Here is a 20874-nt window from a genome sequence, read left to right on the forward strand (position 1 = left end):
GAAACCATGTCGTCCCCATCGTTCCTCAGGCCTGCCCGCGCCGTCACGCCCATGGCCTTCGTGAGAGCCATCGTGCAGGGCTATGAGCGCTACGGCAAGGACCCGGCCGAGGCCCTGAAGTCGGCACAGATCACGCCGCGCGATCTGGCCCGGCCGGGCGCCCGGGTGACGGCCGCGCAGTTCGAGGCGCTGTCCGAGCACGCCATGCAGGAGCTCGACGACGAGGCGCTCGGCTGGTTCTCGCGGCGCCTGCCCTGGGGCAGCTACGGCATGCTGTGCCGCGCCTCGCTGAGCTCGCCCGACCTGGGCGTGGCCATCAAGCGCTGGTGCCGCCACCACCGGCTGTTGACCGAAGACATCGGGCTGGCGCTGGAGGTGGCGGGCGGCATGGCCACCTTGCGCATCACCGAGAACCGCCCGCTCGACGCGGCCTTTCGCGAGTTCTGCCTGGTGACCAGCCTGCGCTTCATGCACGGCTACATGTGCTGGGCCATCGACTCGCGCATTTCGCTGCGCCATGCGGGCTTTCCGTTCGCGCCGCCGCCGCACCGCGACGCCTACGCCCCGATGTTCACGCCCGACGTGAGCTTCGACGCGCCGCAGGCGAGCATCAGCTTCGACGAGCGCTACCTGGCGTTGCCATTGCAACGCGACGAGCGCGCGCTGCGCACCATGCTCAAGCGGGCGCTGCCGCTGACCATCCTGCAATACCGTCGCGACCGGCTGCTGGGCCAGCGCGTGCGCGAGCTGCTGCGCTCACGCGCCAGCGAGGCGACCACGGCAGAGGCGCTGGCGGGGCTGCTCAATGTGTCGAGCCGCACGCTGCATCGGCAGTTGCACGAGGAAGGCACATCGCTGCAGGTGCTGAAGAACGAAGTGCGCCACGAGATGGCGGTCGACCAGTTGCGCCGCACCACACGGCCGATCAAGCAGGTGGCGCTGGCGGTCGGGTTTCGCAACGAGAAGAGTTTTTCTCGCGCCTTTTTCCAGTGGACGGGGCATGCGCCCCGGGACTTCCGGCAGCAGGGGTTGTAGGTTCGGGGCGCATGAACAGGCCGTTGGCCTGATCGCGCCCAGCAACGAAACCCCGAGACTCAGCCCGGCTGATCGATCAACGCCAGCGCATCCGCGATCGACTGGCTGTCTTCCGGCCGCACCAGCTTGGCAAGCTGCTGGCCGTCGCGCATGAACACCAGCGTGGGCCACAGCCGCACGTTGAACGAGCGGCCCAGCGGACGGCCGCTGCCGTCTTCCACCTTGATGCGGCGCACGTTGGGGTACTTGGCGAAGGCCTCTTCGATGTTCGGCTGCGCGGCCTTGCAGATGCCGCACCAGTTGGTGCCGAACTCGACGACGGCGGGGCCGGTGAGTGCGTCGATGTCAGTGCGTTCGGGTTGCTCGGTCTTGTATTCGGAGGTCATGGGGGTGTGGTTCCTCTGCAGGCCTTGCGGCTCGTCGGTTGAGCCCCTCATTGCATCAGAAACTCAGGCCGGCTGCAGGCCGTACCCCGAAAGCAGCGCGGGCAATTCGGCCATGTCGCTGAACACGCGCGCCACGCCCACGCTCAGCAGCGGGCCGGGGCCGCTGTGGCCCGATTCGCCGGTGCTATAGCCGAACACCGTGGCGCCCGCGGCCACGCCGGCCATGGCGCCGGTGACGGTGTCCTCCACGATGGCGCAACGCTTCGGGTCCACGCCCAGCGCCTCGGCGGCGGCCAGGTACACATCGGGGTGCGGCTTGGAGCGCGGCATTTCGTGGCCGCTGAAGATGCGGCCCTGGAACAGGTCGAGCAGGCCGACCTTGGCCAGCTGCAGCTCGACCTTGTGGCGGTCGGCGCCCGAGGCGCAGGCGATGCGGCCCTTGAGCTTCGCGTGGATTTCTCGAATGGCGGCCGGCGCATGCGCGATGGCGACCAGGTCGCGCTCCAGCGCCTCGTTGCGGCGCGCGCGAAAGGCCTTGAGCCATTCATCGGTGATCTTGAAGCCGGTCTTCGCTTCGATGAGGGCGGCCTCGTCCTTCACGGCCTTGCCGGTGAAGGTGTTCATCGACTCCTCGGTGCTCAGGTGCCAGCCGAGCTCGCCGAGCATTTCGGCGAGCACGCGGTTGGTGATGGGTTCCGAATCCACGAGGACGCCGTCGCAGTCGAACAGCACGGCGGAGAAGGGAAATGAAGTCATGGGGGTTGGCATTGCTGGGATTGCCTTGATGGTAGCAACCGCCTGTGCAATGCCGCCCCCGAGGGGACAAGGCGCCCCGCGAAAGCGCGCGGTTCCGCTCAGCGCGCGTGCGTCACGCCGCCGTCCACCACCAGCGTCGAGCCCATCACGTAGTCGCCGGCACGCGAGGCCAGGTAGATGGCCGCGCCCGCCATGTCCTCCGGCACGCCGATGCGCCCGGCCGGAATGCGGTCCTTCACCACGTCGCCGTGGTCGCGGGCGTCCTTGTTCATGTCGGAGGCGAACGCGCCCGGGGCGATCGCGCTGACCACGATGCGGTCCTGCGCGAGCCGCAGCGCCATGCGGCGCGTAAGCTGGATCAGGCCGGCCTTGCTGGCGGCATACGAATACGTTTCCTGCGGGTTCACCGAAATGCCGTCGATCGAGGCGATGTTGATCACCTTCGACAGGTGGTCGGTGGCCGCCTTCTTCAGCATCGGCGTGAGCGCCTGGGTCAGGAAGAACGGGGTCTTCAGGTTCAGGTCGACCACCTTGTCCCAGCCGCTTTCCGGAAACTCCGCATACGGCGCGCCCCAGGCGGCGCCGGCGTTGTTCACCAGGATGTCGAGCGAGCCTTCATGCTTGGCATAGGCCTCGACCAGCGCCTGCGCGCCCTCCACCGTCGACACGTCGGCCGGCAGCGACACGCAGTGGCCGAAGGCCGACAGCTCCTTCGCCGTCTGGTCGCAGGCCGCGGCCTTGCGTGCCGAGATGTACACGCGCGCGCCCTGGGCCAGGTAGCCCTCGGCGATCATGCGGCCGATGCCGCGCGAGCCGCCGGTGATGAGCGCGGTGCGGCCCTTCAGCGAGAAGAGTTGGGTGGTGTCCATGGTGCGGGTGTCTCCTGAATGAAAGATTTTTCAGGAAACGAGCTTAGTGCGCGCGGCGCGCCGCGCGCGTCACCTCGGTGTCAGCCCCGAGGTCTGCCCTGACGTCTACCCCGACGTCTGCGCCGAAGGCAGCGACAGGCTTCGCGGGCTGGTGAAGCTGCGCAGCTCGCCGCTGAGCGGATCGACGAACGACAGCGACCTGGCCAGCAGCTGCAAGGGCTTTGTGAAATCGTCCGCGCCCTCGGGCAATAGCACCGGGTAGATCGGGTCGTTCACGATGGGCATGCCCAGCGCCTGGCAATGCACGCGCAGCTGGTGCTTGCGGCCCGTGACCGGCGAGAGCCTGAGCAGCGCGTGGCCGTCGCGCACCTGCCGCACCTCGATGCGGGTCTCGGAATTGGGCTCGCCGGGCTCCTCGCGCACGCGCATGAAATGCGCGTCGTCGACCAGCCGGCTGCGGTACACCTCGGGCACCGACGACACGCCCTCCTGCCAGGGCACCACCGCCTCGTAGTGCTTGTCGATGCGGCGCTCCGGGAACATGGCCTGGTAGGCGCCGCGCGTCGCTTGCCGCACCGAGAACAGCACGAGCCCCGAGGTGCTGCGGTCGATGCGGTGCATGGGCACCAGGTCGTCGAGCTGCAGCTTGCGTTTCAGCCGCACCAGCAGGCTTTCCTGCAGGTACTTGCCGGTGGGCGTGACGGGCACGAAGGGCGGCTTGTCGACCACCAGCAGCTCGTCGTCCTGGTGAACGATCTGCTCGTCGAACGGAATGCGCACCTCGTTGTCGAGCGCGCGGTAGTAGTACACGCGCAGCGGCGACTGGTAGCGGCGCGCCACGGTCACCGGCACGTGGTGCTCGTCGACGACATCGTTCGCCTCGATGCGCGCCAGCCACGCCTCGCGCGTGATGGCGGGAAAGCGCTCGATCAGGAACTCGGCGATGGTCGGCCACGGCCCGTACGGCAGGCCGACGCAGCTCGGGCCCACGCCGTCGCGCGTGGGCAGCGGCAGCTGCGGCGGGCGGCGGCGGGTCATGGCGACGAGGAGGCCTGCTGCAGCAGCGACAGCGCCTCGGCGGCCGAGGGCCGCTTCCGCGCATCGGGCTGCAGGCAGCGGTCTTTCAGCGCGGCCACCTGGGGGGGCACGGCGTCGGTGCAGCGCTCGAAAAGCTCTTCGAGCAGGCAGCCGAAGGCGCGCATCTCTAGCGCCTGGAACGTGCGTGCCTGTGCGGCGTCCAACGACGCCGTCATCCAGCCCGCGCCGAAGTCGCCGAGCCGGCCGCCGCGCTGCGCATGCCACAGGATGTTGTGCGCATACAGGTCGCCATGAACAATGCCGCGCGCGTGCAGGTGCTGCACGGCCGAGGCGATGTCGCGGGCAATGCGCAAGGCCACGCCGCAGGTCCACCGCGCGTCGTCCGCATACACGTCGCGCGTGCACGACGCCAGGCTGGGCGGCCCGGCGAGCGTGACGAAGGTGGGGTCGACCAGGCCCATCACCAGGCCTTCGGTGCGCTCGGGATGGCCGTCGATGCGGCCCTGCGCGGCAATCAGCGTGGGGTGCGGGCCGGCGGCGATGCACGCGGCCATTTCGCTGTGCGGCCAGCCGTCGCTGGTGACCGCGCCCTTGAACAGCTTGACGGCCACTTGCTGCGCCTTCTTGCCGAGCGAGGCCTGGTGGATCACGCCCGAGGCGCCCTCGCCGAGCTTCTTGCCGAGCGACAGCTCGGCCCAGTCGACGTGCGGCACCGACTGCGCGGCGATGGCTGCGTCTTCAGCCTGCGTGTCGAACGGGTTGCCAGCGCAGGCCAGCCACGCGAGCCGCGGCAGCGACGCCAGCCAGGCGGGCAGCGCCTCGAAGCGGTTGGCCGAAATGCGCAGCAGCTCGAGCCGCTCCAGCCCCGCCATCGATGCCGGCAGCTTGCGCAGCCGGTTGCCCGCGAGCATCAGCTTCTGCATGCGGGTGCAGGCGCCCAGCGAACCAGGCAGCTCTTCGATGTGGTTGTCGGTGAGGATCAGCCAGCGCAGCGACGCCGGCAGCGAGGCGGCCGGCACGGTGTGGATCTGGTTGGCCTTGAAGCCGACGATGTCCAGCCCCTGGCACCGCCCGACGGCCTCGGGCAGCGTGGTGAAGCGGTTGTCGGAGCAGAACAGCACGCGCAGCCTGTGCAGGCGGTGCAGGTCGTCGGGCAGTGTGTCGAGCGCGTTGCCCGACAGGTTCAGCACCTCGAGCGAGTCGGCAAGGTCGAAGACCTCGCGCGGGAACTCGGTGAGCCCGCAAGAGAGATCGAGTCGTTGTGCGCCTGCCAGCTGGCCCGCGCGGAGCTGAGCCAGCGTGTTCATGCGGGCGAGTCTAAATGCCCGGCATTTCCCTCAGGCGGTGCTCGCCTTGGCGCCGAAGCGGTAGATGCCGTCCTTGCCCAGCTCGCGCTTCACCTGCCCCGAAAACCACAGCAGGTGCAGGTGGGCCACGGTCTCGCCCATGGCGAAGGTCATCTGGTGCACGTCGAGCTGGCGCTTGAACAGGATGGGCAGGCCCTGCGCTCCGGTCAGCGGGCTGGCGAGGCAGGCCTCGAGCAGCTCGGCCAGGCGGTCGCGGTGGTGCTCCTGCAGCTGTTCGACGCGGCGGTGGATGCCGGTGAAGGGCTTGCCGTGCGACGGCAGGCCCAGCGTGTCGGCCGGCAGCGCCTTGAACTTGTCGATGCTGTCCAGGAACAGGCGCAGCGAGTTCGCCTCGGGCTCGCCCGCGTGCACGCTCACGTTGGTGGAAATGCGCGGCAGCATCATGTCGCCGCCCAGCAGCAGCTTCTGCTCGTCGCAGAACAGCGCGATGTGCTCGGGCGCGTGGCCGTAGCCGACGATGCAGCGCCAGGCGTGGCCGTCGATGGTGACGGTGTCGCCGTCGAGCATGCGCACGAAGGTGTCGGGCACCGCGGGCACCAGCTCGGCGTAGTAGTTGGTGCGCCCGCGGATCTTGTCCAGCGCCTCGGGGTCGGTCATGCCGTGCGAGGCGAAGAAGCTCGCCGCCTGCTCGCCGCCCGCGAGCGTGTCGCCGGCGGTGCTGAGCACGCGGGCCACGTGGTAGTCGGTGGAACTGATCCACATCGGCGCCTTCCAGCGCTCGCACAGCCAGTGCGCCAGGCCGATGTGGTCGGGGTGCATGTGGGTGACGATGACGCGCAGAATCGGCAACCCCTGCAGCTGCGTCTCGAAGATCTGCTCCCACTGGGCGCGCGACTCGGCGTGGTCGATGCAGCAGTCGACCACCGTCCAGCCGGCCACGCCGTCCAGGGTGTCGCGCAGCAGCCAGAGGTTGATGTGGTCGAGCGCAAAGGGCAGCCGCATGCGGATCCAGCGCACGCCGGGCGCCACCTCCATGGCTTCGCCGGGCTGGGGCAGCGTGTCGCCCAGGGGGTAGTGGAGTTCGCGTTCGAGGAGGTTCATGTAAGATTGACGTTTACGTAAACGTCATGAGTCAAGGGCACCATTGTAGGGATCGCGGCGCGAATCTGCTGTCGCCCGTGCAACGACCCTTTTTTGCCCTGTTCGGCTCCTTCGTCGTCACCACCCGCCCTGCCATGCCCGCGTCCACCTTCACCATCAGCCAGCTCGCGAAGGAATTCGACCTCACGACGCGGGCCATCCGCTTCTACGAGGACATGGGCCTGCTCACCCCCGAGCGGGCCGGGCTGCAGCGCGTGTACAGCGCGCGCGACCGGGCCCGGCTCACGCTCACGCTGCGCGCCAAGCGCCTGGGCCTGAGCCTGACGGAGGCCAAGGACATCCTGGACATGTACGACAGCCCGCGCGACACGGTGCCGCAACTGGAAAAATTCCTCGGCGTGCTGGGCGCCCACCGGGCCCAGCTCGAAGCCCAGCTGACCGAGCTGCAGGCCAACCTGGCGGAAGTGCGCGAACACGAGAAAAAAGGGCGGGCCACGCTGGCCAAGGCCCAGAAGGCAATCAAGGGAAGCAAGACAACAAAGCAGGTCAGGCCGGCCAGGCCCACCAAGGCCCTCAAGGCCCCCAAGGCCCCCAAGGCGGCGGAAGCCAGCGCCTGAACCACGCGACTCATCGACAATAGAGCCACTATGTCCGACATCACCGACAACCTCGACGACCTCTTTGCCCACAACCGTGCGTGGTCCGCGCAAATGGAGCGCGACCGCCCCGGTTTCTTCACCAGCCTGGTCAAGCAGCAGACACCGCGCTACATGTGGATCGGCTGCTCCGACAGCCGCGTCCCCGCCAACCAGATCACCGGGCTGGAGCCCGGCGAAGTGTTCGTGCACCGCAACGTCGCCAACATCGTGGTGCACTCCGACCTCAACGCGCTCTCGGCCATCCAGTTCGCGGTGGAGCACCTGAAGGTCGAGCACATCATGGTGGTGGGCCACTACGGCTGCGCCGGCGTGAAGGCCGCGCTCAGCGGCAAGCGCATCGGCCTGGCCGACAACTGGATCCGCCACATCCAGGACGTGCGCGACCGCCACCACGTGATGCTCGAAAGCCTGCCCGACGAAGAAGCCCGCGTCGATGCGCTGTGCGAGCTGAACGTGGCCGAGCAGGTGGTCAACGTGGCCGTCAGCACCGTCATGGTCGACGCCTGGGCGCGCGGCCAGAAGGTCAAGATCCACGGCTGGACCTTCGGCGTGCACGACGGCCTGCTGCAGGACCTGGGCCTGAGCGTGGACGGCGCCAAGCCGCTGGACGGCGTGTACAAGGCCGCGGTGCAGCGCATTCGCTACAAGTGGAGCAAGCCCGGCGAAGTGATCCAGGCACTGACCACGCAAGGCGTGCAGGTGAACCAAGCCGTGCAGGAGGCGCAGGCCATCGCGCCGCAGCCCGAAGCCGGCGGCACGGGAAGCCCCGCCGCGGCCTGACGCGGGCCGCGGCAGACCGACGCAACGGCAATAGAACGGTAATAGAACGGCAATCCAGCGGCGCTTTGCCCCCGTCCCCCGTCCATGTTCCCGCAACGCCTCGACTCGCCGCTGGCCTATGACATCGCGAAGGCGATGATGGACGGCTTCAACCGACACTACCGGTTGTTTCGCGCCGAGTCGGCGCGTGCCAAGCACCGCTTCGAAACCGCCGACTGGCACGGCCAGCAGCGCGCGCAGCGCGAGCGCATCGAGTTCTACGACCTGCGCGTGAGCGAGGCCGTGGCCCGGCTCGAGAAGGAGTTCAAGGCCGGCGAGCAGCCGATGGACGTGTGGCACCAGGTCAAGCTGCACTACATCGGCCTGCTGGTGGACCACCACCAGCCCGAGCTGGCCGAGAGCTTCTTCAACTCGGTGACCACCAAGATCCTTCACCGCGCGTACTTCCAGAACGACTTCATCTTCGTGCGCCCGGCGATCAGCACCGAGTACATCGAGCCGCGCGGCGCCCCCACCTACCGCCCCTACTACCCCGAGCCCCGGACGCTGGCCGACACCGTGGAGCAGATGCTCGACGACTTCGCGCTGCTGGGCACCTTCGCCAACAAGCGGCGCGATGCAGAGCGCGTGGCGCACGCCATATCGAACCGCTTCCACCAGGTGAAGCTGCGCGCCAACTTCCAGCTGCAGGTGCTCTCGGGGCTGTTCTTTCGCAACAAGGGCGCGTACGTGGTAGGCAAGATCATGAACGGCTTCGTCGAGATTCCGTTCTCGCTGCCCATCCTGCACGACAGCCGCGGTCGCTTCTACATCGACGCGGCGCTGTTCGGCGAAGACGACCTGCAGATGCTCTTCAGCTTTGCGCGCGCGTACTTCATGGTCGACATGGAAGTGCCTTCGGCGTGGGTGCAGTTCCTGCGCTCGCTCATGCCGCGCAAGCCCCGCGCCGAGATCTACAACGCGCTCGGCCTGGCCAAGCAGGGCAAGACCCTTTTTTACCGCGACTTTCTCTCGCACCTGAACTACTCCAGCGACCGCTTCCGCATCGCGCCGGGCATCAAGGGCATGGTCATGCTGGTGTTCGACCTGCCCTCGTTCCCCTTCGTGTTCAAGCTCATCAAGGACTACTACCCGCCGCAGAAGGACACCACGCGCGAGCAGATCAAGGGCAAGTACATGCTCGTGAAGCAGCACGACCGCGTGGGCCGCATGGCCGACACGCTGGAGTACAGCGACGTGGGTTTTCCACTCGACCGCTTCGAGCCGGGATTGATCGAGGAAATCCAGAAGTTCGCGCCCAGCCAGCTCGAGATCGGCGACCGCGACGGCAATGGCGAAATGGAGGTCGTGCTCAAGCACGTCTACATCGAGCGCCGCATGATCCCGCTGAACATCTACCTGCAGGAAGCCTTCGACACGCTGGCCGACCCCGAGAGCCCGGCGCACGCCAGGCGCGCGAAAGACCAGCTGGAGCATGCGGTGGTCGAGTACGGCAACGCCATCAAGGACATGGTCGCGGCCAATATCTTTCCCGGCGACATGCTGTGGAAGAATTTTGGCGTCACGCGCGGCGGCAAGGTGGTGTTCTACGACTACGACGAGATCGAATACGTCACCGACTGCAAGTTTCGCAAGGTGCCCGCGCCGCGCAACGAGGAAGAAGAAATGAGCGGCGAGGTCTGGTACTCGGTGGGCCCGAAGGACGTGTTCCCCGAGACCTTCGAGCCCTTCCTGCTGGGCAACAGCGACGTGCGCGCGGCCTTCATGGCGCACCACGCCGACCTGCTCGACGCCGCCTTCTGGCAGCACCACAAGGAACGCATCCAGGCCGGCCAGATGCTCGATGTGTTCCCGTACGAAGAGTCGCAGCGCTTCCAGCACGAAGGCCACGCGACGCATTTCTGACCGACCGTTTCTGTTTGTTTTTCGCTTCGCTTCCACATTCCTGAAGGAGACCTCCACATGTCCGAATCCATCGTCATCGTCGGCCTGGCCCGCACCCCCATGGGCAGCTTCCAGGGCGACTTTTCATCGCTTGCCGCGCACGACCTGGGCGGCGCCGCCATCAAGGCCGCCGTCGAGCGCGCCGGCATCGCGCCCGACAGCGTGGGCGAGGTGCTGTTCGGTAACTGCCTGATGGCCGGCCAGGGCCAGGCGCCGGCGCGCCAGGCGGCCTACAAGGGCGGCCTGCCCGACAGCGCGGGCGCGGTCACGCTCAGCAAGATGTGCGGCTCGGCCATGAAGGCCGCCATGCTGTCGCACGACCTGCTGCTGGCCGGCACGCACGACGTGATCGTGGCGGGCGGCATGGAAAGCATGACCAACGCGCCCTACCTCATGCTCAAGGGCCGCGGCGGCTACCGCATGGGCCACGACCGCATCTTCGACCACATGATGCTCGACGGCCTGGAAGACGCCTACCAGCCGGGCCGCTCCATGGGCACCTTCGGCGAAGACTGCGCGGCCAAGTACAAGTTCACGCGCGAGCAGCAGGACGCCTTCGCCATCGCCAGCGTCGAGCGCGCCAAGAAGGCGACCGACAGCGGCCTGTTCAAGGACGAGATCGTGCCCGTCACCGTGAAGGGCCGCGGCGGCGAGACGGTGGTGTCCATCGACGAGGGCCCGGGCAAGGTCAAGCTCGACAAGATCCCCACGCTCAAGCCCGCGTTCAAGAAGGAAAACGGCACCATCACCGCCGCGTCGAGCTCGTCGATCAACGACGGCGCGGCCGCGCTGGTGATGATGACCGAGTCGCACGCGAAGAAGATCGGCGCCAGGCCCATCGCCCGCATCGTCGGCCACGCCACGCACGCGCAGCAGCCCGAGTGGTTCTCCACCGCCCCGGTGGGCGCCGTCGCCAAGCTGTTCAAGAAGACCGGCTGGGCGGTGAAGGACGTGGACCTGTGGGAAGTGAACGAAGCCTTCGCCGTGGTGCCGATGGCGCTGATGCACGAGCTCGACGTGTCGCACGAGATCGTGAACGTGCACGGCGGCGCCTGCGCGCTGGGCCACCCGATCGGCGCGAGCGGCGCGCGCATCATGGTCACGCTGATCCACGCGCTGAAGGCGCGCGGCAAGAAGCGCGGCGTGGCCACGCTGTGCATCGGCGGGGGCGAAGGCACGGCGGTGGCACTCGAATTGCTATAAAAGCAATGGTCGGCACGGCGCCCGGGGGACGGGTGCCTTGCCGGCTTTTTCATTCGGTTATTTCAAACAATGCAAAACATGCGTAGAGCAGGAGAATTCATGCGCCCATCCATCCACCGTACCGCCGTGACCGCCATTGGCGCCGTGCTGGCCACCGCCTTCATGGCGAACGCCGCCTGGGCCCAGAAGCGCGACAACGTGCTGTTCCAGGCTGCCACCGACGAGCAGCCCGCGGTGATCAAGACGCTGGAAAAGCTCGTCAACATCGAGACCGGCACCGGCGACGCCGAAGGCATTGCCGCCGCGGGCAGCTACCTCGAGGGCGAGCTCAAGAACCTGGGCTTCACCGTCACGCGCAGCAAGTCGGCCGGCATCGTGGTGGGCGACAACATCGTGGGCAAGATCAAGGGCCGCGGCGGCAAGAACCTGCTGCTGCTGTCGCACATGGACACCGTGTACCTGAAGGGCATCCTCGCGAAGGCGCCGTTCAAGGTCGAGGGCGACAAGGCCTACGGCCCCGGCATCGCCGACGACAAGGGCGGCAACGCCGTCATCCTGCACACGCTCAAGCTGCTGAAGGACTACGGCGTGCGCGACTACGGCACCATCACCGTGCTGTTCAACACCGACGAGGAAAAAGGCTCCTTCGGTTCGCGCGACCTGATCCAGGAAGAAGCCAAGCTGGCCGACTACGTGCTCTCCTTCGAGCCCACCAGCGCCGGCGACGAGAAGCTCTCGCTGGGCACCTCGGGCATCGCCTACGTGCAGGTCAACATCACGGGCAAGGCCTCGCACGCGGGCGCCGCGCCCGAGCTGGGCGTGAACGCGCTGGTCGAGGCCTCCGACCTGGTGCTGCGCACCATGAACATCGACGACAAGTCGAAGAACCTGCGCTTCAACTGGACCATTGCCAAGGCCGGCAACGTGTCGAACATCATTCCCGCCAGCGCCACGCTGAACGCCGACGTGCGCTACGCGCGCAACGAAGACTTCGACGCGGCCATGAAGACGCTGGAAGAGCGCGCGCAGCAAAAGAAGCTGCCCGACGCCGACGTCAAGGTGCTCATCACGCGCGGCCGCCCGGCCTTCAATGCCGGCGAAGGCGGCAAGAAGCTGGTCGACAAGGCCGTGGCCTTCTACAAGGAAGCCGGCGGCAACCTGGGCGTGGAAGAGCGCACCGGCGGTGGCACCGACGCGGCCTACGCGGCGCTCTCGGGCAAGCCCGTGATCGAGAGCCTGGGCCTGCCGGGCTTCGGCTACCACAGCGACAAGGCCGAGTACGTGGACATCAGCGCCATTCCGCGCCGCCTGTACATGGCCGCGCGCCTGATCATGGACCTGGGCGCCGGCAAGTAAGGCCCGCGCAGTCCCGCAAGCCCCGCATCGAAAAAAGACAGGAGACAACGCCATGCTGCTCAGCGCAGACCAGGAAGCCATTCGCGACGCGGTGCGCGATTTTTCGCAAGCCGAGCTCTGGCCCCACGCCCCCGCGTGGGACCGCGAACACAGCTTTCCCAAGGAGGCCCACCAGGGCCTCGCCGCGCTGGGCGCCTACGGCATCTGCGTGCCCGAGGAGCACGGCGGCGCCGGCCTCGACTACCTCACGCTGGCGCTGGTGCTGGAAGAAATCGCGGCCGGCGACGGCGGCACCAGCACCGCGATCAGCGTGACCAACTGCCCGGTCAACGCCATCCTCATGCGCTACGGCAACGCGCAGCAGAAGAAGCAGTGGCTGGAGCCGCTGGCGCAGGGGCAGATGCTCGGCGCCTTCTGCCTCACCGAGCCGCAGGCCGGCAGCGACGCGTCGAGCCTGCGCACCACGGCGCGCAAGGACGGCGACGGCTACGTGATCGACGGCGTGAAGCAATTCATCACCAGCGGCAAGAACGGCCACGTGGCCATCGTGATCGCGGTGACCGACAAGGGCGCGGGCAAGCGCGGCATGAGCGCGTTCATCGTGCCCACCAACGCACCCGGCTACAACGTGGCCCGCCTGGAAGACAAGCTGGGCCAGCACAGCAGCGACACCGCGCAGATCAACTTCGACGGCTGCCGCATTCCGCGCGAGAACCTCATCGGCGCGGAGGGCGAGGGCTACAAGATCGCGCTCGGCGCGCTCGAGGGCGGGCGCATCGGCATCGCCGCGCAGAGCGTGGGCATGGCGCGCAGCGCCTTCGACGTGGCGCTGGCCTACGCCAAGGAGCGCCAGGCCTTCGGCGGTTCGATCTTCGACCAGCAGGCGGTGGGCTTTCGCCTGGCCGAGTGCGCGACGCAGATCGAGGCCGCGCGCCAGCTCATCTGGCACGCCGCGAGCCTGCGCGACGCCGGCCGGCCCTGCCTGAAGGAGGCCGCCATGGCCAAGCTCTTCGCCAGCGAGATGGCCGAGCGCGTGTGCAGCGCCGCCATCCAGACGCTGGGCGGCTATGGCTACGTGAACGACTTTCCGCTGGAGCGCATCTACCGCGACGTGCGCGTGTGCCAGATCTACGAAGGCACCTCGGACATCCAGAAGCTGCTGATCCAGCGCGCGCTAGCTTGAGCCAGGGCAAGCCGGGCGGGCGGCCTCCGGGCTTGCCCTCTCGGCGCTTCGTGCGCAAGGTGTTCCAATAGCGGTCTTCATGAGCGCCAACGATCCCACCACCGGACCTTGCCCCTGCGGGCGCACCGACCGCCGCGACAAGCCCATTGCCTACGCAATGTGCTGCGGCCGTTACCTCGACGACTTCGACAACACCCCCGCGCCCGACGCCGAGTCGCTGATGCGCTCGCGCTACACGGCCTTCGTGCTGGAGCGTGAGGCCTACCTGCTCGCCACCTGGGACCCGGCCCGGCGACCGGCGGCCATCGAGTTCGAGCCGGGCGTCAAGTGGCTGGGGCTGGACATCCGCTCGCGCTCGGTGCTCGACGCAGAGCACGCCGAGGTCGAGTTCGTCGCCCGCCAGCGCAGCGCGGCCACCGGCGCCGCCACCCGGCTGCACGAGCGCAGCCGCTTCGTGCGCGAGGGCGAGCGCTGGTATTACCTCGACGGCGACCTGCAACTGCCCCTGGCTTGACGCGCCGGGCCGAGGCTCGCACAATCGGCCCCGCTCCGGGGTGCACGCATGTGGCGTGCTGAGATGGCAAAGCTGCCGACCCGCGAACTTGATCCGGGTCATACCGGCGTAAGAAGAGCTGCACTCCCTGACTTCGGTCCGTCACTCCCCCTTCAGTGACGGGCCTTGCCGAAGTCCATCGAGCGATTGCGGAGCACCCTTTCCCCCACAAGGAGTGCCTCCCGATGAATGCCCCCGACAAGTTCACCACGCTGCTTTCGCTCACGCGCGAGCCCTTTCCGGCGTCGCACAAGTGCGTGATTCCGGGCAGCCGGCCCGACCTGCTGGTGCCCGTGCGCGACGTGCAGCTGACCAACGGCGAGACCGTGTCGCTGTACGACACCTCGGGCCCCTACACCGACCCCAAGGTCGAGATCGACGTGCGCCGCGGCCTGCCCGACGTGCGCGCCGCGTGGATCGCCGAGCGCGACGACACCGAAAGCTACCAGGGCCGCACGCACCACGCGCTGGACGACGGCGCGAAGAACGAAGACCGCGATGCGCAACGCCTGGCCGAGCTGCGCGCCGGTGCCGCGGCGCTGCAGCGCACGCCGCGCCGCGCGAAGTCGGGCGCGAACGTCACGCAGATGCACTACGCGCGCCGCGGCATCGTCACGCCCGAGATGGAGTACGTGGCCCTGCGCGAGAACGGCAAGCGCGAGTGGATGGCCGAATACCTCGCCAACGAGGAGCGCGCCACGCGCGTGCGGGGCAACCCGATGGGCGCCACCATTCCGCGCATCATCACGCCCGAGTTCGTGCGCGACGAAGTGGCCCGCGGCCGCGCCATCATTCCCGCCAACATCAACCACCCGGAAGTGGAGCCGATGGCCATCGGGCGCAACTTCAAGGTGAAGATCAACGCCAACATCGGCAACTCCGCCGTCACCTCGAGCATCGAGGAAGAGGTCGAAAAACTCGTGTGGGCCATTCGCTGGGGCGCCGACAACGTGATGGACCTGTCGACCGGCAAGAACATCCACACCACGCGCGACTGGATCGTGCGCAACTCGCCCGTGCCCATCGGCACCGTGCCCATCTACCAGGCGCTGGAAAAGGTGGGCGGCGTGGCCGAAGACCTGACGTGGGAGATCTTTCGCGACACGCTGATCGAGCAGGCCGAGCAGGGCATCGACTACTTCACCATCCACGCCGGCGTGCGGCTGCCGTTCATTCACCTCACGGCCGACCGCATGACGGGCATCGTGTCGCGCGGCGGCTCGATCATGGCCAAGTGGTGCATCGCGCACCACAAGGAGAGCTTTCTGTACGAGCACTTCGAGGACATCTGCGACATCATGAAAGCGTACGACGTGAGCTTTTCGCTGGGCGACGGCCTGCGCCCGGGCTCGGGCGCGGACGCCAACGACGAGGCGCAGTTCGCCGAGCTGCGCACGCTGGGCGAACTCACGCAGGTCGCGTGGAAGCACGACGTGCAGACCATGATCGAAGGCCCCGGCCACGTGCCGCTGCACATGATCCAGGCCAACATGGACGAGCAGATCAAGCACTGCCACGAGGCGCCGTTCTACACGCTGGGGCCGCTGACCATCGACATCGCGCCGGGCTACGACCACATCGCCAGCGCCATCGGCGCGGCCATGATCGGCTGGGCCGGCACCGCGATGCTGTGCTACGTGACGCCCAAGGAACACCTGGGCCTGCCCGACCGCGACGACGTGAAGCAGGGAATCATTGCGTACAAGATCGCCGCGCACGCGGCCGACGTGGCCAAGGGCCACCCGGGTGCGCGCTCGCGCGACGACGCGCTGAGCAAGGCGCGCTTCGAGTTCCGCTGGCAGGACCAGTTCAACCTGGGCCTCGACCCCGACACCGCGCGCGAGTTCCACGACGAGACGCTGCCGAAGGACTCCAGCAAGGTCGCGCACTTCTGCTCGATGTGCGGGCCCAAGTTCTGCTCGATGAAGATCACGCAGGAAGTGCGCGAGTACGCAGCGAAGAAGGGCGTGGCCGAAAGCGCGGCCATGGCCGAGGGCATGCAGGAAAAGTCGAAGGAGTTCATGGCGGGCGGCGGGGAGATGTACATCCCCATTCGCGCCGTTTCCTGACCGCCTGAGCCAGCCTTCCGGCGGTGCCGTCGCGCGGCGCCGGAAGGCGGTTCAACGTGCGAACCCCGAAGGGCTCAGGCCCAGCGCGGCACCGCTTCGTCTTTCAGCTGCTGGCGCAGCACGCCGTAGTCGGGCACCACGCTTTCCACCGTTTCCCAGAACCGGTGCGAGTGGTCCATGACCCGCAGGTGCGCCAGCTCGTGCGCCACCACGTAGTCGATCACCGGCAGGCGGAAATGAATGAGCCGCCAGTTCAGCCGGATCGAGCCGTCCGCGCTCGCGCTGCCCCAGCGCGTGGCCGCGTTGGACAACGACAGCTTCGCCCAGCGCACGCCCAGCAGGGGCGCGAAATGGTCCAGCCGCTCGATGAACAGGCGCCGCGCCTGCCGCATGAGCCAGGCCTGCGCCGCGTCGCGAATCTGCGAGGGCTGTGCGTTCTGCGCCACCGCCAGGCGCAGCACGCGCGGTTCGTCGCCCAGCGCCGCGTCCAGCGTGCCGCCAACGCTGGCAAAGCCGTGCTTCGGGTCGAGCCGGATCACCACCGTCTCACCCATGAACGGAAACAGCGCGCCGTCGCGCCACTCGATGCGCGTGGCCTCCACGCGCGCATGGCGCTGCTGCGTTTCGGTGAGCTTGCGCAGGATCCAGTCGGACTTCTCGCGGATGGCCGCATCGACATCGCGCAGCGCCACCCAGCGCGGCGCCCGCACCGACAGCCCTTCGGCGCCGACCAGGAAGCCGATGGTCTTGCGCTTGCCGCGCTTGAACTCGTAGGCCACGCGCGCGGCGCCGAGCACCACTTCGCGCGAGGCCTGCGGGTGCACGAAGCTGGCCAACGCGAGCGTGTCGGACAGTGGAACCGCGGGTGGCGCGTGCAGGTCAGGCAGATCGACGGGTGCGGGCGGCGCCAGGGGCAAGCCCGGCGGCGTCGCCGCCCGGGGCTTCTTCACCCGCGGCGGCCGCGCAGGTACCGGTGCGGGCGCAGGCGCGGGTGGCGCGAACTCGCTGCCCAGCCCCTCGAAGAGGTCCATCGTGAACTGGAGCAGTCCCCCCATGTCGGGCTCTTTCGTCTTCAGTGCACCGCTTCCTGCACGGGCTGCGGGCTGTCGGCGTAGGCCTCGGGGTCGAGGCGGCGCATCTCGGCCTCGATCCAGGCCTCGACCTCGCGCATCAGCTCGTCGGGCTTGCGGCCCACGCTGGAAATGGCCGGGCCGATGGACACGTCCACCACCCCCGGGCGCTTGATGAAGGCCTTGCGCGGCCACACCTTGGCCGAGGTGACGGCGATGGGAATCACCGGCACGCCGGTCTCGCACGCCAGGCGCGTGCCGCCGCTCTTGTAGGTGCCCTTCTGCCCGCGCGGAATGCGCGTGCCTTCGGGGAACATGATGATCCAGATGCCCTGCGCCAACAGCTTGCGGCCCTGGTTGACCACCTTGTTGAAAGCCTGCGCGCGCTGGCTGCGGTCGATGTGGATCATGTCCAGCCGCGCCATCGCCCAGCCGAAGAAGGGCACGTAGATCAGCTCCTTCTTGAACACGTAGGCCAGCGGGTGCGGCATGAGCGTGGGCATCAGGAAGGTCTCGAGCGTGGACTGGTGCTTCACCAGCAGCACCGCGCCGGCGAGCGCGTCGGTCGGCAGGTTCTCCATGCCGCTCACGCGGGTCTTGATGCCCAGCAGCACGCGCGCGCCGCCGATGGCCCAGCCGAGCCAGCGCTCGGCCATCCAGTACAGCGGAATGCCGCGCTTCCAGATCGAGCTGACGCACATGATGATGCCCCAGGGCACCACGGTGACGAGCATCCACAGCGCGTGGAGAACGGAACGAAAAAACGCCATCAAATAGACACCTGCAGTGCAGCCTGCGCTTCGCGCGCAAGCAGGAAATCGACAAAGGCGGGAAGGTCGTCATGGACCATCGTGTTCGCCGGGTATTCGGAAGGCAGCGGATCGACCCCGCGGCAGGCTGCGCCCATGCCCGTGAGCAGCAGGTGCGGCTCGCAGCCGGCGGCCGCGCCGGCCTGCAGGTCGCGCAGGCTGTCGCCGCAGGTGGGCGTGCCCTTCAGGTCGATGCCGTAGCGGTCGCCGATCTGCAGGAACAGGCCCGGCTTGGGCTTGCGGCAATCGCAGCCCTCGTCGGGGCTGTGCGGGCAATAGAACACCGCATCGACCTTGCCGCCCACGGCCGCGAGCATCTTGTGCATCTTGGCGTGCATGGCGTTGAGCGAGGCCATGTCGAACAGCCCGCGGCCCAGGCCCGACTGGTTCGACGCGATCACCACGTGCCAGCCCGCATGGTTGAGCCGCGCCACGGCCTCGAGCGCGCCGGGCAGCGGCGTCCACTCGATGTCGCTCTTCACGAAGTCTTCGCGGTGCACGTTGATCGTGCCGTTGCGGTCGAGGATGACGAGTTTCATGGCGGGGACACTCCTGGAGGAGGCGTCGTGAAGGGGGTCAGGCCGCCAGCCGCTCGAGCTGCGCCACGCGGTTCATCGCGGCGTGCAGCGACATCAGCAGGCCCAGCCGGTTCAGCCGCAGATCGGCCTGCTCGGCGTTGACCATCACGCCGTCGAAGAAGGCGTCGACCGGCTCGCGCAGCGCGGCCAGCGTCTGCAGCGAGGCGGTGTAGTCGCCGGCATCGAACTGCGCGTTGGCGGCGGGTACCACCTGCGCCATGGCGGCGTGCAGCGCCTTCTCGGCCGGCTCCTGCAGCAGCAGCTCGCTCACGTGCGCGTCGGCTTCGGGGGCCTTCTTCAGGATGTTGCCGATGCGCTTGTTGGCCGCGGCCAGCGCGGCGGCGGCAGGCAAGGCAGCGAAGGCGCGCACGGCCGCCAGCAGCTTGGGCACTTCGCCCAGGCGCTGCGGGCGCGGGGCCAGCACGGCGTCGACTTCCTGTGCGCTGGCGCCCTGCTCGCGCAGGCTGCCGGCGAGACGGTCGAGCACGAAGTCCTGCAGCTCGACGGTGGCCTTGCCGCTGTCGAAGCCGGCGATGCCGCCGAACTGCGCGGCGGCGTCCTGCAGCAGGGCGTCGAGCCCCAGCGGAAGGTCTTTCTCGATGAGCATGCGCAGCACGCCCAGCGCATGGCGGCGCAGCGCGAAGGGGTCGCGGTCGCCGGTGGGCAGGTTGCCGATGCCGAACATGCCGACCAGCGTTTCCAGCTTGTCGGCCAGCGCCACCACCACACCCACGGTGTTGCGCGGCAGTTCGTCGCCGGCGAAGCGCGGCTTGTAGTGGTCTTCGATGGCGTCGGCCACCGCGGCGTCGAGCCCGTCGTGCAGCGCGTAGTAGCGGCCCATGGTGCCCTGCAGCTCGGGGAACTCGCCGACCATGTCGGTCACGAGGTCGGCCTTGGCCAGCTGGGCGGCTTGCGTGGCCTGGGCGGCGACCTTCGCATCGCCGAGCTTTTCGGCGACGCCGCGCGCGATGTGCATCACGCGCTGCACGCGCTCGCCCTGGGTGCCCAGCTTGTTGTGATAGACCACCTTGCCCAACGACTCCACGCGCGAGGCCAGGCTCTTCTTGCGGTCCTGGTCGAAGAAGAACTTGGCGTCGGCCAGGCGCGGGCGCACCACGCGCTCGTTGCCGCCGATGACCGCGCTGGCGTCGTCGGGGCTGATGTTGCTGACCACCAGGAACTGGTGGGTGAGCTTGGCCTGCGCGTCGAGCAGCGGGAAGTACTTCTGGTTGGCCTTCATCGTGAGGATCAGGCATTCCTGCGGCACCTCGAGGAACTCGCGCTCGAAGCTGCAGACCAGCACGTTGGGGCGCTCGACCAGCGCGGTGACTTCGTCGAGCAGCGCGTCGTCGTGGATGGGCACCGAGCCGCCGCCGACCTTCACCGCCGCGGCGGCCAGCTGGCGTGCGATTTCTGCGCGGCGGGACTCGAAGCTGGCGATGACGGCGCCCTCTTCCTGCAGTTGCAGCGCGTAGCTGTTGGCGTCGCGCAGCACCACGGGGTCGACGGCCGCCTCGAAGCGGTGGCCGTGCGTGTCGCGCCCGGCCTTCAGGCCCAGCGCCTCGATGGGCACCACGGTGCTTCCATGCAGCGCCACCAGGCCGTGCGCGGGGCGCACGAAGCTCACGCTGCTCCAACCGGGCAGCTCGCTGCCTTCCTCGAGCTGGTAGGTCATGACCTTGGGAATCGGCAGCTTGGCGATGGCTTCGGCCAGCGCCTTCTGCAGGCCCTCGGCCAGCGTGGCGCCCTTGGCGGTGCTTTCGTAGAACAGGGCCTCGGCCTTGCCGTCCATCGCGCGCTTCAGGCCGGGCACGGCCGAGGCGTCGGCGCCCAGCGCGCCCAGGCGCTTGAGCAGCGCGGGCGTGGGCTGGCCGGACGCGTCGAGGCCGACGGCCACGGGCATGAGCTTTTGCGACACGGCCTTGTCGGCGGCGCGCTCGGCCACGTGGGTGAGGTGCGCGGCCAGGCGGCGCGGCGAGGCGTAGGCGGTGAGCACGGCGCCCGGCTCGGCCAGGCCCTGCGCCACGAGCTGGTCGCGCAGGACGCCGGCAAAGGCGTCACCGAGCTTCTTCAGCGCCTTGGGTGGCAATTCCTCGACAAACAGTTCGACAAGAAGGCTGGCAGACGACATGGCTCAGAGCGTTGTTGGAAATGGGCCGCGAGCGGCACCGGTCACGG

18 protein-coding genes, 1 pseudogene and 1 riboswitch are annotated in these 20874 nt (G+C 68.3%); of the genes and pseudogenes, 9 read left to right on the plus strand and 10 right to left on the minus strand.

Translation table 11 applies throughout. The features are described from left to right. Positions 1–6 precede the first annotated feature (6 nt). A complete protein-coding gene (locus tag QTI51_RS19280; protein ID WP_116909576.1) occupies positions 7–1035 on the plus strand; it encodes an AraC family transcriptional regulator in 1029 nt (342 codons plus the stop codon). Between the two features lie 59 nt (positions 1036–1094). Here QTI51_RS19280 and QTI51_RS19285 read toward each other — a convergent pair whose 3' ends face one another. The 6 genes from QTI51_RS19285 to QTI51_RS19310 all read right to left on the minus strand — a co-directional run bounded on the left by QTI51_RS19285 (position 1095) and on the right by QTI51_RS19310 (position 6492). Then, entirely contained in the window at positions 1095–1421 is a 327-nt protein-coding gene (locus tag QTI51_RS19285; protein WP_116909577.1) for a thioredoxin family protein, read from the minus strand. Positions 1422–1484: 63 nt separating this feature from the next. Further along, on the minus strand, positions 1485–2177 hold the full coding sequence (locus QTI51_RS19290) for an HAD family hydrolase (protein ID WP_116909578.1): 693 nt from the start codon (positions 2175–2177) through the stop codon (positions 1485–1487). A gap of 98 nt (positions 2178–2275) precedes the next feature. Beyond that, positions 2276–3046: an SDR family oxidoreductase gene (locus QTI51_RS19295; protein WP_116909579.1), complete on the minus strand. Its 771-nt coding sequence runs from the start codon at positions 3044–3046 to the stop codon at positions 2276–2278. A gap of 105 nt (positions 3047–3151) precedes the next feature. Next, positions 3152–4084: a pseudouridine synthase gene (locus QTI51_RS19300; protein WP_116909580.1), complete on the minus strand. Its 933-nt coding sequence runs from the start codon at positions 4082–4084 to the stop codon at positions 3152–3154. Further along, positions 4081–5391 (minus strand): leucine-rich repeat-containing protein kinase family protein, encoded by a 1311-nt coding sequence (locus QTI51_RS19305; RefSeq protein ID WP_116909581.1) that lies wholly within the window; start codon positions 5389–5391, stop codon positions 4081–4083. Before QTI51_RS19305 ends, QTI51_RS19300 begins: the two co-directional genes overlap by 4 nt. 30 nt (positions 5392–5421) lie before the next feature. Next, the gene (locus QTI51_RS19310; protein WP_286515995.1) at positions 5422–6492 is read right to left on the minus strand and encodes an MBL fold metallo-hydrolase; all 1071 of its coding nucleotides are present in this window, start codon (positions 6490–6492) and stop codon (positions 5422–5424) included. Positions 6493–6626: 134 nt separating this feature from the next. Here QTI51_RS19310 and QTI51_RS19315 point away from each other — a divergent pair. From QTI51_RS19315 to thiC, 8 genes and pseudogenes are all read left to right on the plus strand, one after another. Continuing rightward, a pseudogene (locus QTI51_RS19315) lies at positions 6627–7022 on the plus strand (MerR family transcriptional regulator); the annotation flags it as partial. Positions 7023–7139: 117 nt separating this feature from the next. Beyond that, positions 7140–7931, plus strand: a complete 792-nt coding sequence (gene can / locus QTI51_RS19320) for a carbonate dehydratase (RefSeq protein ID WP_207786687.1) — start codon at positions 7140–7142, stop codon at positions 7929–7931. 84 nt (positions 7932–8015) lie between these two features. Continuing rightward, the gene (aceK, locus tag QTI51_RS19325) at positions 8016–9836 is read left to right on the plus strand and encodes a bifunctional isocitrate dehydrogenase kinase/phosphatase (RefSeq protein WP_116909584.1); all 1821 of its coding nucleotides are present in this window, start codon (positions 8016–8018) and stop codon (positions 9834–9836) included. Positions 9837–9893: 57 nt separating this feature from the next. Further along, positions 9894–11078 (plus strand): acetyl-CoA C-acyltransferase, encoded by a 1185-nt coding sequence (locus QTI51_RS19330; protein ID WP_116909585.1) that lies wholly within the window; start codon positions 9894–9896, stop codon positions 11076–11078. Between the two features lie 99 nt (positions 11079–11177). Continuing rightward, positions 11178–12434 carry a glutamate carboxypeptidase gene (locus QTI51_RS19335; protein WP_116909586.1) on the plus strand — a complete coding sequence of 419 codons (1257 nt, stop codon included), beginning with the start codon at positions 11178–11180 and terminating at the stop codon, positions 12432–12434. A 52-nt stretch (positions 12435–12486) separates the two neighbouring features. After that, a complete protein-coding gene (locus tag QTI51_RS19340) occupies positions 12487–13617 on the plus strand; it encodes an acyl-CoA dehydrogenase family protein (protein WP_116909587.1) in 1131 nt (376 codons plus the stop codon). 79 nt (positions 13618–13696) lie between these two features. Next, on the plus strand, positions 13697–14131 hold the full coding sequence (locus tag QTI51_RS19345; protein ID WP_116909588.1) for a YchJ family protein: 435 nt from the start codon (positions 13697–13699) through the stop codon (positions 14129–14131). A gap of 26 nt (positions 14132–14157) precedes the next feature. Beyond that, positions 14158–14263: riboswitch (TPP riboswitch) on the plus strand. 92 nt (positions 14264–14355) lie between these two features. Continuing rightward, positions 14356–16239 (plus strand): phosphomethylpyrimidine synthase ThiC, encoded by a 1884-nt coding sequence (thiC, locus tag QTI51_RS19350; protein WP_116909589.1) that lies wholly within the window; start codon positions 14356–14358, stop codon positions 16237–16239. 74 nt (positions 16240–16313) lie between these two features. Here thiC and QTI51_RS19355 read toward each other — a convergent pair whose 3' ends face one another. Genes QTI51_RS19355 through glyS form a run of 4 tightly spaced genes read right to left on the minus strand, consistent with a single transcriptional unit; the run spans position 16314 to position 20827 of the window. Next, positions 16314–17294, minus strand: a complete 981-nt coding sequence (locus tag QTI51_RS19355) for a M48 family metallopeptidase (protein ID WP_503011524.1) — start codon at positions 17292–17294, stop codon at positions 16314–16316. Positions 17295–17311: 17 nt separating this feature from the next. After that, positions 17312–18079 carry a lysophospholipid acyltransferase family protein gene (locus QTI51_RS19360; protein WP_116909591.1) on the minus strand — a complete coding sequence of 256 codons (768 nt, stop codon included), beginning with the start codon at positions 18077–18079 and terminating at the stop codon, positions 17312–17314. Then, a complete protein-coding gene (gmhB, locus tag QTI51_RS19365; RefSeq protein WP_116909592.1) occupies positions 18079–18657 on the minus strand; it encodes a D-glycero-beta-D-manno-heptose 1,7-bisphosphate 7-phosphatase in 579 nt (192 codons plus the stop codon). Before gmhB ends, QTI51_RS19360 begins: the two co-directional genes overlap by 1 nt. A 37-nt stretch (positions 18658–18694) precedes the next feature. Further along, positions 18695–20827: a glycine--tRNA ligase subunit beta gene (gene glyS / locus QTI51_RS19370; RefSeq protein WP_116909593.1), complete on the minus strand. Its 2133-nt coding sequence runs from the start codon at positions 20825–20827 to the stop codon at positions 18695–18697. Positions 20828–20874: the final 47 nt, after the last annotated feature.

The sequence above is a fragment of the Variovorax sp. J22G73 genome, from assembly GCF_030317035.1.
GTDB lineage: Bacteria > Pseudomonadota > Gammaproteobacteria > Burkholderiales > Burkholderiaceae_C > Variovorax.